Source organism: Nonomuraea sp. NPDC049141, from assembly GCF_040648415.1.
GTDB lineage: Bacteria > Actinomycetota > Actinomycetes > Streptosporangiales > Streptosporangiaceae > Nonomuraea.
On record NZ_JBEZDR010000015.1, the window covers coordinates 140,300 to 153,145 of the forward strand.

Below are 12,846 nucleotides of genomic sequence, written 5' to 3' on the forward strand. Positions count from 1 at the left end.
ACAAAATGCTGGTCTAAGCGCGGCGGAATTGTCGGCGAAGTACGGCAACATAGGGCATGTGCTGTTGATCGACGTGGTGCGGGTTTCTGAGGCGGTGACACGCACGTCGGCCCGGCTCGGCAAGATCGGCCATCTGGCGGAGCTGCTCGGCAGGGTCGGCGCCGATGAGGCGGAGATCGCCATCTCCTACCTGTCGGGTGAGCTGCCGCAGCGCCAGGTGGGCGTGGGCTGGCGGACCCTTCAGGACCTGCCCCCCGCCAAGCTGGCCGCCACCGCCACCCTCACCGACGTCGACGCGCTGCTGTCGAGGATCAAGTCGGTCTCCGGCCAGGGTTCGCAGGCGGCGCGCAAGACGCTGGTCACCCAGCTGTTCGCCGGGCTGACCACCCAGGAGCAGGCGTTCATGCTCAGGCTGCTCGGCGGCGAGCTGCGTCAGGGCGCCCTCGACGGGGTGATGATCGAGGCGATCGCCAAGGCGTCGGGCGCGCCGTCCGCCGACGTGCGGCGGGCGCTGACGCTGCGCGGCTGGCTGCCGGCCGTGGGCGCGGCGGCGCTGGCCGGCGGGGTTGAGGCTCTGCGCGCGGTCAAGCTGGAGGTGGGCCGGGCGGTCTCGCCGATGCTCGCCGGCAGCGCGCCCAACGTCGCCGCCGCGCTGGAGAAGGCGGGCGCACCGGCCGCGCTGGAGTGGAAGCTCGACGGCGTACGCGTGCAGGCGCACCGCTCCGGCGACCAGGTCCGGGTGTTCACCCGCACGCTCGACGACATCACCGCCCAGGTGCCCGAGCTCGTGGAGGCCGTGCTCGGCCTGGCCTCCGACGACCTCGTGCTCGACGGCGAGGTGATCGCGCTGCGGCCCGACGGGCGGCCGCACCCGTTCCAGGTGACGGCGAGCCGGGCGACGAGCAAGACCGACGTGCCGCGGCTGCGGGAGCGGACGCCGCTGAGCGTGTTCTTCTTCGACGCGCTGCGGGTGAACGGGACCGACCTGCTCGACCTGCCCTACTCCCTGCGCCAGGAGCTCCTCGCCGAGACCGTCACACCCGGTCTGCTCACGCCGCGGATCGTCACGGGTGACGTCTCGGAGGCGGAGAAGTACTTCACCGACGTGATCAAGGCCGGCCACGAGGGTCTGGTCGTCAAGTCGCTGACCTCCCCCTACGCGGCCGGCCGCCGGGGGGCTGGGTGGATCAAGGTCAAGCCGCGTCACACGCTCGATCTCGTCGTGCTCGCGGCCGAATGGGGCCACGGCCGCCGCGAAGGCAAGCTGTCCAACCTGCACCTCGGCGCCCGTGACCCGGAGAGCGGCGGGTTCGTGATGCTGGGCAAGACGTTCAAGGGCCTGACCGACGAGCTGCTCGCCTGGCAGACCGAACGCTTCCTTGAGCTGGCCGAGGGGCCCGCCGACGAGTGGACGGTCAAGCTCCGTCCCGAGCTGGTCGTGGAGATCGCGTTCGACGGGGTGCAGCGGTCGCCGCGCTACCCCGGGGGGATGGCGCTGCGGTTCGCGCGGGTGCTGCGCTACCGGCCCGACAAGCGGGCGGCGGACGCCGACACGGTGGAGACGGTCCGCTCGCTCATGTTCTGAGCACGGCTTCTGGCACGACCGGTCAGTTCGGCATGCCCCAAAGTGCCGTCAACCTACCCCCAAGGTGACACAGTCCGCGTTCTCCGGATGTCCCAAGATCCCCGGCGTACGCTCAGCGTCCTGGCAAACTTGTGACCAAAGTGAGATATGTCACTGAACGTCCCATTAAGTTGTCTTTACTCGCTGTTTGTCGCATATGTTCGTCCACGTTCGCGGGGCACCCGCCCTGCGTGTGGGATTGGCCGACGCGCACCCCCGATCAGCCCCCGACCTGGCCTTTCCCTGTCCTGTCCCCTAGCTAGGACTGTGGTTACCTTGGGCCAGCACTCCGCCAAGCCGAGCCGTCCGAACCCGGAGCGTCAGGCTCCGACCAAGCGCCGTTGGGTCACCGTCGCGGCCGGCGCGGCCGTCGTAGCCGCCGCCTCGACCACCGCCTGGGCCGCCGTCGCCAACGACGACGCCCCCAAGACCACCGCGGCACTCGATGTCGCGCCGTCCCCCACGTACACGAGGTCCGACACCCCGTCGAAGACCCCCCAGCCGAACAAGCTCAGCACCAAGTCGGCGACCCCCAAGCCGTCCGAACCCAAAACCACTGCCCTCCCCAAGGCCGCAGCGGCCCAGCCGAAGACCAAGCCGGCCGACGAGGCGAAGACCGTGCCGGTCCGCAAGGCGAAGACCGAGGCCGCCAAGCCGAAGACCCGCGTGATCAGTTCGGGCACCTGCGGCGCCTCCTACTACGACGAAGGGCAGATGACCGCCAGCGGCGAACGCTTCGACCCGTCCGCCATGACCGCCGCGCACAAGACGCTCCCGCTGGGCAGCAGGGTCCGCGTCACCAACCCGGCGAACGGCGATTCGGTCACGGTCCGCATCAACGACCGCGGCCCTTACGTGGGCGGTCGCTGCCTCGACCTCTCGTCAGCCGCCTTCTCCGCCATCGGCAACACGGGCGCCGGTGTCATGCGGGTCAAGTACGAGGTCCTGGGCCGCTCCTGACGCCGAGACCCGCGGTGCGTTAACCTCCACCCATGCAACACCTGTGTGACTGATCAGCAGCCGCCCGGCGCTCGACCCGCCGGGCATCCCGCGAAGCGATCCCCCTTCGCCCGTCCGGCCTTCCCGGTCGGACGGCTCGGCTGCTTGGAGTCACCAGGTGTCATCCGTTCCTTCCCGCCTGCCCGGAGTCGCGCTGCTCGACCTGCTGCGCGGCAACCCCGACTTCCGCCGGCTCTTCCTCGCCTCGGCCCTCAGCCTGACCGGCGACTGGTTCACCTTCGTCGCCCTGAACGCCTTCGTCTACCACCGCACCGGCTCGGCCGCGCTGACGGCTCTGCTGTTCGCCGTCGAATCGCTGCCCGGCATCCTGCTGATGCCGCTCATCGGCTCGCTGACCGACCGCCTGGACCGCCGCCGCCTGCGCATCGCCTGCGACCTCGCCGCCATCGTCCCCCTGGCGGGTCTGCTCGCCGCCTTCCACCTGGGATCGGTCCCCTTGGCGCTGGTCTCGCTGGCCGTGCTGTCGGTGTCGGCCGCGGTGTCGAGCCCGATCCCCGAGGTCGTCCTCCCCAACCTCGTCGCCCCCGACCGGCTGCCCATCGCCCAGGCCACGCTCGGCAGCCTCTACTCCTCCAGCCTGCTGCTCGGCGCGGGGCTCGGCGGCCTGGTCACGGCCGCCTGGGGCAGCACGGCCACCCTGCTGATCGACGCCGCCTCCTTCGCCGCGTCCGCCGTCCTCATCGCCCGCATCCGCCGCCCGTTCTCCACCGCCCCGGTGACCCGCCGCATGCGCGTACGTACCGACACTTCCGAGCTGTGGCGCTTCATCCGTGACACCCCCACCGTGTCGGCCCTGCTCTGGCTGACGGCGGCGCTGCGCCTGTGTTACGGCATCGTCGGTCTCCTGCCCGTCTACGCACTCGAACGGTTCGGCGCCACCGACGCCGGAATCGGCGTCCTCTACCTGGCGCAGGGCATCGGCTCCGTGCTCGGGCCGTTCCTGGGCCGGCGACTGATCGGCACGTCGCCGCCGCCCATCGACACGTCACCGCTGACCGGCACGTCGCCGCTGACCGGGCCGTCGTCGCGGCGACGGCTGCTCGTGCCGGGCGGCGCTCTCGCCGTGTTCGGGCTGGGCTACCTCGCCCTGGCCCAGGCCGGCAGCCTGTGGTCGGGCATACCCGCCGCCATGGCCGGTCATCTCGGGGTGGGCGCGTGCGCGATCCTGGCCATCAACGGGCTGCAACTGGCCAGCCCCGACCACATCCGCGGGCGCGTGATGGTCACGGCGTTCGGGCTGTCGTCGGGGTTGCAAGGGGTGTCGTCACTGGCGGTGGCTCCGCTGACCGTCGCGTTGGGCATGACGGGGGCCACGCGCCTGCTCGGCGTACTCGCCGTCGGCTTCGCCCTGGTGTGGCTCCTGTACGCACTCCGCCTGCCCAAACCACCTGGCGAATCCGATCGGTGAGGCCCGCTATAGGGTGGCGTACGGGCGTACCTGTGACGCCCGTCGCCGCCCCGAGGAGTCCCCGGGACTCGTCGCCGACGCCAAGGGAGCATCCTGACCAGGTCTGATGCGTCAGTGACGATCCCGCAGGCGCTCGCGGGCGGGTTCGAGTAGCCGTGCCCGCGAACGGCGTCGTGCGGATTCTGCTCGCGGAGGACATGCACATCCTTCGCGAAGCGCTGGTCGAGCTGCTGTCGCTCGAGACCGACCTCATGGTGGTCGCGGGGGTCGCCTCGGGCCTGGAGATCGTGCCTGCCGCGCTGGAGCACCGGCCCGACGTGGCCGTGATCGACATCGACCTGCCGGGGTTGGATGGCATCTCGGCGGCTGCCGAGCTACGCGAGCTGCTGCCCGACTGCCGCGTCCTGATCTTGACGGCGCTGGCCAAGCCGGGCACCCTGCGCAGGGCACTCGGTGTGCAGGTCGCTGGGTTCGTCCCGAAAGACATCCGTCCGGCCGAGCTGGCCGCGGCGATCAGGACCGTCGCCGCCGGTGGACGGGTGGTGGACCCGGCTCTGGCCCTGGGGGCGTTGGAGGCGCCGGAGAGCCCGCTCTCTCAGCGGGAGACCGAGGTGCTGCGCCTGTCGGCGAGCGGGGCCCAGCCCGCCGAGATCGCCGAGCGGCTCTTCCTGACCTACGGCACGATCCGTAACTACCTCGCCTCAGCCGTCACCAAGCTGGGAGCCCGCAACCGGGTGGACGCCATCCGGATCGCCACCGAGTCCGGCTGGATCTGAACCGAACTCGGCGACCACCTCGAACCTTCCGCCGGGGTGACGCACCGCCGCCAACCGCCCGCCGGTGCGCTGCGCGAGACTGCCGAGCCCGGACCCGTGCCGGCCCGCCTCCGTGGGCGATCCGGACATGGCGCCGTCGTTGACGACGCGCAACCGTACGAGCTCGTCAGTGCCGGAGATGGTCATCTCGCAGGTACGGGCCTGGCTGTGCCGCAGGACGTTGGTGATGGTCTCGCGGAGCGCGGTGGCCACCGCCGTATCGACCTCGGCCGGCAGAGGGCCCGTCTCGACCTGTGCCGCCGCCTCGATCCCGGCGGCCGTCAGCACCTCAAGCGCCGTGTCGAGCTCGGCCGCGAGCCGCAGTTCGACCCGGTCGCCGGCGATGGACTCCAGCTCCACCAGCGCCCGTTCGACCAGCGCCACGAGCGCGGCGAGCTCGGTCCTGGCCCGGTCGGGGTCCGTCTCCAACAGCCGTTCGGCCAGCTCGCCCTTGAGCGCGACCGCCGACAGGCTGAAACCGAGTACGTCGTGCAGGTCGCGCGCGACCCGGGTCCGTTCTCGCCGGACCGCGGCCTGGGCGAGCTCGTGCCGGGCCCGGTCCAGTACGGTGATCAGCCCGGTGAGGCGCCCCAGGCTGTACACCAGCCACGCGAGCATGACATGACCACCGAAGGTGGCCAGCACGTTCGAGAGGGGATAGCCGCGCGTGGCGGCCTCGTACAGGAGCCAGGCCAGGTGCCCGGCCAGGACGACACCGGCGATCCCCCACGATCGAGGCGGTCGTACGGTGAGCAGGACCTTGCCGGTGAAGAAGCTCAGCACACGATCCCAGGAGCCGGGGATGACCGCGAGCGGAAGCAGGAACAGCAGGGCCTGCACCACGAACGCGGCCCGGTTCTGCGGCAGGACCTGCAGGATCACGATCCCGATGAGCCCGAGCAGCGCCCAGGCCAGCGTCGTCGGACCGGCCTCGTCCACGTAGTAGAGGTTGATCATCACGAGCACGCACTGGATGAGCAGTACCGCGAGCAGGACGAACCGCGCCAACCGTGGTGAGTCGATCCGCGCAGGGGGCTCGGCGATCGTGGTGGCACGGTAGGCGCCGGCGGTCGCGCGCACCTCCGCCAAGGTCCGCCGGGCGAGCCCGACGCCCTCGCGGATGTCGTGCCGGGCGTCCACCGGCTCTTCCCGGACCGCTTTCCGCATCCGGAACGCGATCGCCCGCAGTTTCCCGCCCAGGACGTTCCGCAGCTCGCCGTCCAGCCGCAGGCGTTCCCTGACCAGCGCCAGCCGGGCCAGTTCTCCCCGGGTGTCGTGCAGCCGGCGCGCCGTCCCGACGAGCGCGGCCAGGCTGAACACGATGAGACCGTCGTCCGCCGTGACGATCATGAACCAGATCGAGTCGTAGACCCCGTACCCGAGCAGGGCGGCCGCCGCGCCGGTGGCGGCCAGGACAAGGACGAACAGCGGCCACGCCGGCCGCGCCGGGAGCACGCACAGCACGCCGGCCGCCACCGTCCACGGCATCCAGTCCCACTCCGGCCCGACCACGAGGAAGGGCAGCAGGTAGAGCAGCACCAGCGCCGACAGCAGCCCATACCGGACGGCCGGGCGCCAGCGCCGCGCCAGGATCGCGATCAGCGGCGGATACGACGCCATCGTCAGCAGCAACGCGAGCGGGGCGACCTCGCGCCACACCCCGCTCATCGTGCGGATGTAGAACAGGATGCCGAACGACGCCCACAACATGCCGCCGGCGAGCCGCAGCGGGAGGTCGTCAGCGGTCCGCGCCACTCAGCTCTCCCAATGAACCGTGCAAAATGCATATCCGCCTGGTTACAGGGACACTATCGGCGCCTTCCCGGCCACTGTCACCCTTTGCCTGGGAAAGCACCCAGGCCATACAAAAGTAGGGAATCCAAGCTGATGGCACCCACCGAGATTCTGCCGGTCATCGCGATCGTGTCGCTGGTCACGGTCGAGTTCGGCGGGCATGCGCTGCTGCGCTTCATCACCACCGATCACGAGAAGCTGGGCGAGTTCCGCGAGCGGTTCTTCCGGGCCGGCCACGCGCACGCCGGGGTGTTGCTGCTGCTGTCCCTGGTCTACCTGCTCTACCTGCCCCGCGCCGGTTTCTCCATCGGTCTGGAGTGGCTGGCCGGCGGGGTCCTGCTGGCGGGGGTGCTGGCGCAGTCCGGTGGGTTCTTCCTGCATCTGGCCGTCGGCGAGCAGGGCGCCCGCTCATCCGGCACGATGCTCACACGCGTCGGGGGCCTGCTCCTCGGCGTCGCGCTGATCACCCTGGCCCTCGGCCTCATCGGTGCCGCATAGATTTCGCGAGTTGATGGGAGACATGATGATCTTAGTGACCGGTGCCACCGGCAATATCGGCTCGTCCTTGGTGACCGCTCTGACCCAGTCCGGGCAGCAGGTACGCGCGCTGCTACGCGACCCGCAGGCCGCCACACTGCCCGCCGGCGTTGAGCCCGTCACCGGCGACCTGAACCAGCCCGACAGCCTGGCCGATGCCCTGGTCGGCGTGCGGGGCGTGTTCCTGCTGCCGGGATATGCGGACATGCCCGGACTGCTGGCCTACATACGCCGGGCCGGAGTGCAGCGGGTCGTGCTGCTGACGAGCGGCTCGGCCGCGCAAGCGGACATGAACAATGCGATCTCCCGCTTCATGGCCCTGTCCGAGCGCGCCGCGCGGGAGTCGGGTGTGCCCTGGACGTTCCTGCGGCCCCGGGCGTTCATGTCCAACGCGCTGCGCTGGCTGCCGCAACTCCGGGCCGGTGATCTGGTACGCGTACCGTTCGCCGGGGTGGCGGCCGCCGCCATCGACCCCGCCGACATCGCGGCCGTCGCGGCCCTGGCGCTGACCGGCGACGGGCATGAGGGCCGGATCTACGAGCTGACCGGCCCGGACTCGCTGCTGCCCGCGGACCAGATCGCCGTGCTGGCCAAGGTGCTGGGCAGGGACCTGCGCTGCGAGGCGCTCCCGAATGAGGAGGCCCGTGCTCAGATGGAGGCGAGCATGCCGGTCGAGTACGTCGACGCCTTCTTCAGCTTCTACGCCGACGGCACGCTCGATGAGTCACAGGTCCTGCCGACCGTGCGAGAGGTGACCGGACACCCACCCCGCACCTTCGAACAGTGGGCCGAGGCACACGCCGAGGCCTTCCGCTGAAGACGGGTGGAAAGGAGCGGTCGGCGAAAGGAGCGGTCGGCGAAAGGAGCGGGCATGGAGGCGGAGAGCCGTGACGCGGGACCGTCGGCGCCGCTCATGTCGGCGATCGTGACCGAGCACTTCGTGCTGCAGTCGGCGGCCAGTACGACGGTCAGCGAGGCGCTCGGGCGTTCGTCGCTGTACCTGTCGGCGTTGTCCAGCAGTCTGATCGCGCTGGGGTTCGCCTCGCAGACGCCCGGTCTGCTGCTGCCGTTCGCCGCCGCCGCGTTGCCGACGGTCTTCGTGCTGGGCGTGTTCACCACGGCACGGCTCGTCGACACCGGGGTGCAGAACGTGTCGTACCTGAGCAGCATCGCTCGCATCCGCGGCTACTACCGCAAGCTCGACCCTGAGGCGGCGCGTTCCGGCGTCTGCCTCGCCCTGCTGACCTACTACCTCATGACGGACCACCACCTGCCGGCCGCCCTGGCCGTCGGGCTCCTCACCGCCGCCGCCGGCCTGACCGCGTTCTTCCGCTACCAGCACCAGCGCTACCTGAGGGTGCAGCGCTTCGGCGGTCAGTCCCGTTCGGGCACGGTCATCTCGCCAAGGAGGGACCAGTCGTCCTGAGGCACGATCGCGTTCACGATGCGCGGCGTCTCGGCGAGGTACTGAGGAAGGATCTGCTGGGCCTTCCTGAAGTGCTCCGACTGGACGTGCGCCGCCCCGGCCTCGCCATCGCGGAACGCCTCGACCAGCACGTACTCGGTCGCATCCGCCAGACTGCGCGACCAGTCGAACCACAGGCAGCCAGGCTCGTCGCGGGTCGCCTGGGTGAATTCGGCCGCGATCTCGGGGAACCGGTCGGCGTGCTCGGACAGGACGCGGAACTTCGCGGTGATGAAGATCATGAGGCCATTCTTCCGGTGGGCCGCCTTCAGGTCGAGGCCAACCTCAGTCGGCTGATGTCAAGCATGCTTTGACATCAGCCGACGGCTTATGCGTCACTTCACCAGGCGCACCGTCATCGGATAGCGGAATGGATTCTCCGAGAGCGCCGAAATACCACCGGCGATGGACAGAACAACCGCCGCCACCCAGATGACCGGGATGAGCACCACCCCGATCAGGGTGAACGGCAACAGGAATGTCGCCCCCACCACGGTGAGCTGGAAGTTCAGCGCCTCCATCGCGTGCCGTCGGATGTACGGTGAGGTCTTGCCGCCCGTCAGCAGCAGGATCAACGGCCCGACGATCGGGAACCCCACCAGCGTCAGCAGATGAGCCGCCGAAGCCCCGAGCCGTTCGTTGCTCTCCGTCGGCGCCTCGCGCCGAACCGGCGCGGGCATCGGCCGGATCCGGGGGACGGCGCTCACGCCGTACAGCTCCGCCATGATGGGCATCAGATCACCGTGCGTGCGCGCCGTCATCGCGCGCTCCAACCGGTCGTCGAACTCAAACTTGTCGAACCGGCCCTCCGCGTACGCGGCCTGGACGTGCTCGACCACGTGCTCACGGTCCTGGTTGGTGACGCGCAGATGAGCGGGCGGCACCTGTCCCGGGCCCGGGGGTGTGGGTACCCCAGCCATAACAGCCATGCCTCTCCTTAGAATCGGGCAGTCACCCTCCATACTGAAGGGCCCCACGTCATCGTGGCCATCCGGAGAATCCCCGATGTGTCCCCTAGATCACCCCGACGCGCGCGGCCGTTTGACGGTATAAAAAGGACTCATGAGATGGCGAGACCGCTACGGCATTCGGCGGCTGCGCGGTTCCAAAATCGCGAAGTTCGACCGGGAAGCCACTGACGCCGATATCGAAGCGCTCATCGCCTTCGCCAAATCCCGGCGAGGCGTCGAGTTCTTCGTCGAGCCGGAGACCTTCGCGACGGACACCACGGCCGTCGCCGTGGCCGACGACGGCGAGTGGACCCGCCGCCGGGTCGGCTCCCCCGCCGTGATCCACAAGGTCGCCCGAGACCTTGCCCTGCCGGTGTACGACGTCCAGATCATGGGCTACCCGCCACGGATGCGGGCTTACAACGAACGACGGCGACGCGAGGAGAATCTGTAACCGTCGCCGACGTCATCGCGTCTCCACCCGCTCAGCGCCGGCCAGCACGTCCCGCACCGAGGTCCATCCGGCGAGAGCGTTCCGGACGTCCGCCCGGGTCTCCTCCTGCACCGCCTGCGCGTGGGCCCGCTCGAGCACGTCGTCCAGGCGCTCGGGCCGGCCGCTCGTCGCGGACCGCACCGCCGTCTCCACCATCGCCAGGCTCATCACGTTCTCGTGCACCTCGCCGGACGGCGGCTCCCCGGTCCGGAGCGCCCGCACGAACACCTGCAGAGCGCCGGCGATCCCGGAGTACGGCGAGCCGGCCGGTTCACCGGCCGGCACCTCGGCGTCGAGGACCGGCTCGTGGTCGCCGTCCCAGAGCGCGGTGCCCTTCTCGCCGCTGATCCGCCAGGTCCCGTTCCACGAGGTGATGTCGCCGGGACTGCACCAGCTGCCGTTGTAGACGTACCGGGTGCCGCCCTCCATCTCGAACACCACGGTCGCGTTGGCGTCCCCCGCGTACCAGCTCCAGGGCGGGTTGTACGACTGGCAGTACGCCGTCACCGGCTCGGCCCCGAGCAGGAAACGCGCCGAGTCGAAGGCGTGGATCGCCATGTCGACGAGCAGCGGATACGCCATCAGATCGCGAAACCCACCGAACCGCTCGGACCGGAAGAACGCCGTGCTCACCGTCCCGATCGCGCCGAGCCGCTCGGTCATCCCCCGCAGCGTGGCGAGCTGCGGGTTCCAGCGGCGGGACTGGCTGACCATGAACAGTTCGCCGGTGACCTCGGCCGCGGCGGCCATGGACAGGGCCCGGCTCACGTTCTCCGCGACCGGTTTCTCGCCGAGCACCGGCAGGCCGGCGAACAACGCCGCGGTGGTCACCGGGTGGTGCGCCTCGGGGATGGTCACGTTGATCAGCGCCTGGGCGCCGGTCTGCCGGGCGAGGGCGACGGCGTCGGTGCCGACCGGGAGATCCGGCAGGCCGGCGTCGTCGGCCGACGCGCGGGCCAGCGCCACGTCCAGGTCGGCGATGCCGCTGAGCGCCACCTCGGGCGAGTCGGCGACGGTGGCCAGCCAGGCCCGGCCCATGCTGCCGGCGCCGGCGATGACCACCCGGAGCGGATCCGCCGGGCTGGAGGGGATCGTCCGGAAGCTCACTGGAGCGGCCCCGTGTAGCCCTGGCCCTGGAAGAACTCCCCGGTCGCGTACCGCAGGAGCACGGGATGGCTCCGTTCCGGCCGGTCGGTGCGGGCCCAGGCGACGCCGTTCGCGATGACCCGGCGCACGTCCTTGTGATGGTAGGTGGGGTACGCCTGGTCCCCCGGCCGGAAGTAGAAGATCTTGCCGTGGCCGCGGCGGAACGTACAGCCGCTGCGGAACACCTCCCCGCCGGTGAACGAGCTGACGAACACGAGCTCGTCCGGTGCCGGGATGTCGAAGAACTCCCCGTACATCTCGTCCTCTTCGATGATCAGCGGGTGCGGCACGCCCTTGGCGATGGGATGTGTGGGGTCGACCGTCCAGATGAGCTCACGGTCGTGCTCGTCGCGCCAGCGCAAGGTGCAACTCGTACCCATCAGCTTGGTGAAGATCTTCGACCAGTGCCCGGAGTGCAGCACGACGAGTCCCATCCCGGACAGCACATGCCGGTGGACGCGCTCGACGACCTCGTCGGCGACCTCGTCGTGCGCCGCGTGACCCCACCAGGTGAGCACGTCGGTGCCGGCCAGCACCTCCTCGGTCAGGCCGTGCTCCGGGTCGTCGAGGGTCGCCGTCCGGACGACGCAGTCGTCACCGAGGTTCTCCTCGATGCCCTCCGCGATCGTCGTGTGCATGCCGTTCGGATAGATCTTCGCCACGTGCTCCTCGATCTGCTCGTGGCGGTTCTCACCCCACACCGTCACACGCAGCGGGCCGGCAGTTCCGTTTGTCATGTCGAACCTTTTCTGCAGGGGGTTGCTGGATTCACTTGACGGCGCCGGCCGTCGTGCCCGCGGCGACGTATCGCTGGGCGACGACGAGCAGGACGATGGCCGGGACGGAGGCGAGCACGGCGGTGGCCATGACCGAGCTCCAGTCGTTCACGTACGTCCCGATGTAGGTGTAGAGCCCGAGCGTCACCGGGCGCACGTCCTCGGTCGTGGTGAGCGTGAGGGCGAACAGGAAGTCCGCCCATGAGAAGAGAAAGGTGAACAGGGCCGCGGTGATGAGCGCGTTGCGGCTCATCGGCAGCACGATGGAGATGAACGTCCGGACGTGGCCGGCCCCGTCGACCCGGCCGGCCTCCAGGACTGCCGGCGGGATATTGATCATGAACGCGCGGACGATCAGGATCGCGAACGGGATGCCCGCGGTCGAGTCGGCGAGGATCAGGCCCGGGATCGAGTTGAGCAGTCCCAGGTCGTTGTAGGCGGTGTAGAGCGCGTTCGCGATGACGATTCCCGGGATCATCTGCGAGATCAGGATCCCGAAGAGGAACGCGCCCGCGAAGCGGACCTTGAACTTCGCCAGGGCGTACGCCGCCGGCATCGCGATCACCAGGCTGAACACGACCGAACCGAGGGCGACGACCAGGCTCGTGACCAGGTTGCGGCCCTGCTGGCCGAGCGCGGTGGCGTAGCCGTCGAAGCTGAAGTCCAACGGCAGCCACGGGGTGCCGACCGCCGAGCCGCCCGGCTGCAGCGAGACGTTGACCATCCAGTAGATCGGGAACAGCAGCACGGCGAGGATGACGATCCCGACGACGGTGCTGCCCCAGCCGGCCCGGGTGCGCCTTGTGGTGGTGGTCATG

The 12,846-nt window shown here is 69.9% G+C and carries 14 protein-coding genes; 8 read left to right on the top strand and 6 right to left on the bottom strand.

Annotated features, from left to right (window positions below; genetic code table 11):
• The first annotated feature begins 58 nt into the window (after nt 1-58).
• The 4 genes from AB0B91_RS39115 (at nt 59) to AB0B91_RS39130 (ending at nt 4,828) form a co-directional block, all read left to right on the top strand.
• A complete protein-coding gene (locus AB0B91_RS39115; protein WP_358331009.1) occupies nt 59-1,585 on the top strand; it encodes an ATP-dependent DNA ligase in 1,527 nt (508 codons plus the stop codon).
• A gap of 315 nt (nt 1,586-1,900) precedes the next feature.
• Nucleotides 1,901-2,584 (top strand): septal ring lytic transglycosylase RlpA family protein, encoded by a 684-nt coding sequence (locus AB0B91_RS39120; RefSeq protein ID WP_358331012.1) that lies wholly within the window; start codon nt 1,901-1,903, stop codon nt 2,582-2,584.
• A 157-nt stretch (nt 2,585-2,741) separates the two neighbouring features.
• Nucleotides 2,742-4,052, top strand: a complete 1,311-nt coding sequence (locus AB0B91_RS39125; RefSeq protein WP_358331015.1) for an MFS transporter — start codon at nt 2,742-2,744, stop codon at nt 4,050-4,052.
• Between the two features lie 155 nt (nt 4,053-4,207).
• Nucleotides 4,208-4,828 (top strand): response regulator transcription factor, encoded by a 621-nt coding sequence (locus tag AB0B91_RS39130; protein ID WP_358331018.1) that lies wholly within the window; start codon nt 4,208-4,210, stop codon nt 4,826-4,828.
• On the opposite strand, the gene AB0B91_RS39135 is transcribed toward AB0B91_RS39130, so the two are convergent.
• The gene (locus tag AB0B91_RS39135) at nt 4,754-6,622 is read right to left on the bottom strand and encodes a histidine kinase (RefSeq protein ID WP_358331021.1); all 1,869 of its coding nucleotides are present in this window, start codon (nt 6,620-6,622) and stop codon (nt 4,754-4,756) included. The two genes, AB0B91_RS39130 and AB0B91_RS39135, sit on opposite strands and share 75 nt — an antisense overlap.
• 132 nt (nt 6,623-6,754) lie before the next feature.
• On the opposite strand from AB0B91_RS39135, the gene AB0B91_RS39140 reads away from it, so the two are divergent.
• The 3 genes from AB0B91_RS39140 to AB0B91_RS39150 are packed head-to-tail and all read left to right on the top strand — an operon-like array spanning nt 6,755 to nt 8,624.
• On the top strand, nt 6,755-7,159 hold the full coding sequence (locus tag AB0B91_RS39140) for a hypothetical protein (RefSeq protein ID WP_358331024.1): 405 nt from the start codon (nt 6,755-6,757) through the stop codon (nt 7,157-7,159).
• A 22-nt stretch (nt 7,160-7,181) separates the two neighbouring features.
• Nucleotides 7,182-8,015, top strand: coding sequence for an NmrA family NAD(P)-binding protein (locus AB0B91_RS39145; RefSeq protein WP_358331027.1), 834 nt, complete (start codon nt 7,182-7,184; stop codon nt 8,013-8,015).
• A gap of 54 nt (nt 8,016-8,069) precedes the next feature.
• Nucleotides 8,070-8,624, top strand: coding sequence for a hypothetical protein (locus AB0B91_RS39150; RefSeq protein WP_358331030.1), 555 nt, complete (start codon nt 8,070-8,072; stop codon nt 8,622-8,624).
• Here the strand turns inward: AB0B91_RS39150 and AB0B91_RS39155 are convergent.
• Both AB0B91_RS39155 and AB0B91_RS39160 read right to left on the bottom strand, forming a co-directional pair.
• Nucleotides 8,573-8,905, bottom strand: a complete 333-nt coding sequence (locus AB0B91_RS39155) for a putative quinol monooxygenase (protein WP_358331032.1) — start codon at nt 8,903-8,905, stop codon at nt 8,573-8,575. The genes AB0B91_RS39150 and AB0B91_RS39155 overlap by 52 nt on opposite strands.
• A gap of 93 nt (nt 8,906-8,998) precedes the next feature.
• A complete protein-coding gene (locus tag AB0B91_RS39160) occupies nt 8,999-9,592 on the bottom strand; it encodes a DUF1707 and DUF4870 domain-containing protein (RefSeq protein WP_358331035.1) in 594 nt (197 codons plus the stop codon).
• Between the two features lie 133 nt (nt 9,593-9,725).
• On the opposite strand from AB0B91_RS39160, the gene AB0B91_RS39165 reads away from it, so the two are divergent.
• Nucleotides 9,726-10,067: a hypothetical protein gene (locus tag AB0B91_RS39165; RefSeq protein WP_214642774.1), complete on the top strand. Its 342-nt coding sequence runs from the start codon at nt 9,726-9,728 to the stop codon at nt 10,065-10,067.
• Between the two features lie 12 nt (nt 10,068-10,079).
• On the opposite strand, the gene AB0B91_RS39170 is transcribed toward AB0B91_RS39165, so the two are convergent.
• The 3 genes from AB0B91_RS39170 to AB0B91_RS39180 are packed head-to-tail and all read right to left on the bottom strand — an operon-like array spanning nt 10,080 to nt 12,845.
• Entirely contained in the window at nt 10,080-11,213 is a 1,134-nt protein-coding gene (locus tag AB0B91_RS39170; RefSeq protein ID WP_358331038.1) for a Gfo/Idh/MocA family oxidoreductase, read from the bottom strand.
• On the bottom strand, nt 11,210-11,989 hold the full coding sequence (locus AB0B91_RS39175; protein WP_358331041.1) for a ThuA domain-containing protein: 780 nt from the start codon (nt 11,987-11,989) through the stop codon (nt 11,210-11,212). The genes AB0B91_RS39170 and AB0B91_RS39175 overlap by 4 nt, the downstream gene beginning before the upstream one ends.
• Nucleotides 11,990-12,020: 31 nt before the next feature.
• Nucleotides 12,021-12,845, bottom strand: coding sequence for a carbohydrate ABC transporter permease (locus tag AB0B91_RS39180; protein ID WP_358331044.1), 825 nt, complete (start codon nt 12,843-12,845; stop codon nt 12,021-12,023).
• Nucleotide 12,846 lies beyond the last annotated feature (1 nt).

Coding starts and splice junctions, on each gene's coding strand:
- AB0B91_RS39140 (WP_358331024.1), top strand. CDS start 6,755: ATGGCACCCACCGAGATTCTGCCGGTCATCGCGATCGTGTCGCTGGTC.
- AB0B91_RS39145 (WP_358331027.1), top strand. CDS start 7,182: ATGATGATCTTAGTGACCGGTGCCACCGGCAATATCGGCTCGTCCTTG.
- AB0B91_RS39150 (WP_358331030.1), top strand. CDS start 8,070: ATGGAGGCGGAGAGCCGTGACGCGGGACCGTCGGCGCCGCTCATGTCG.
- AB0B91_RS39155 (WP_358331032.1), bottom strand. CDS start 8,905: ATGATCTTCATCACCGCGAAGTTCCGCGTCCTGTCCGAGCACGCCGAC.
- AB0B91_RS39160 (WP_358331035.1), bottom strand. CDS start 9,592: ATGGCTGTTATGGCTGGGGTACCCACACCCCCGGGCCCGGGACAGGTG.
- AB0B91_RS39165 (WP_214642774.1), top strand. CDS start 9,726: ATGAGATGGCGAGACCGCTACGGCATTCGGCGGCTGCGCGGTTCCAAA.
- AB0B91_RS39175 (WP_358331041.1), bottom strand. CDS start 11,989: ATGACAAACGGAACTGCCGGCCCGCTGCGTGTGACGGTGTGGGGTGAG.
- AB0B91_RS39180 (WP_358331044.1), bottom strand. CDS start 12,845: ATGACCACCACCACAAGGCGCACCCGGGCCGGCTGGGGCAGCACCGTC.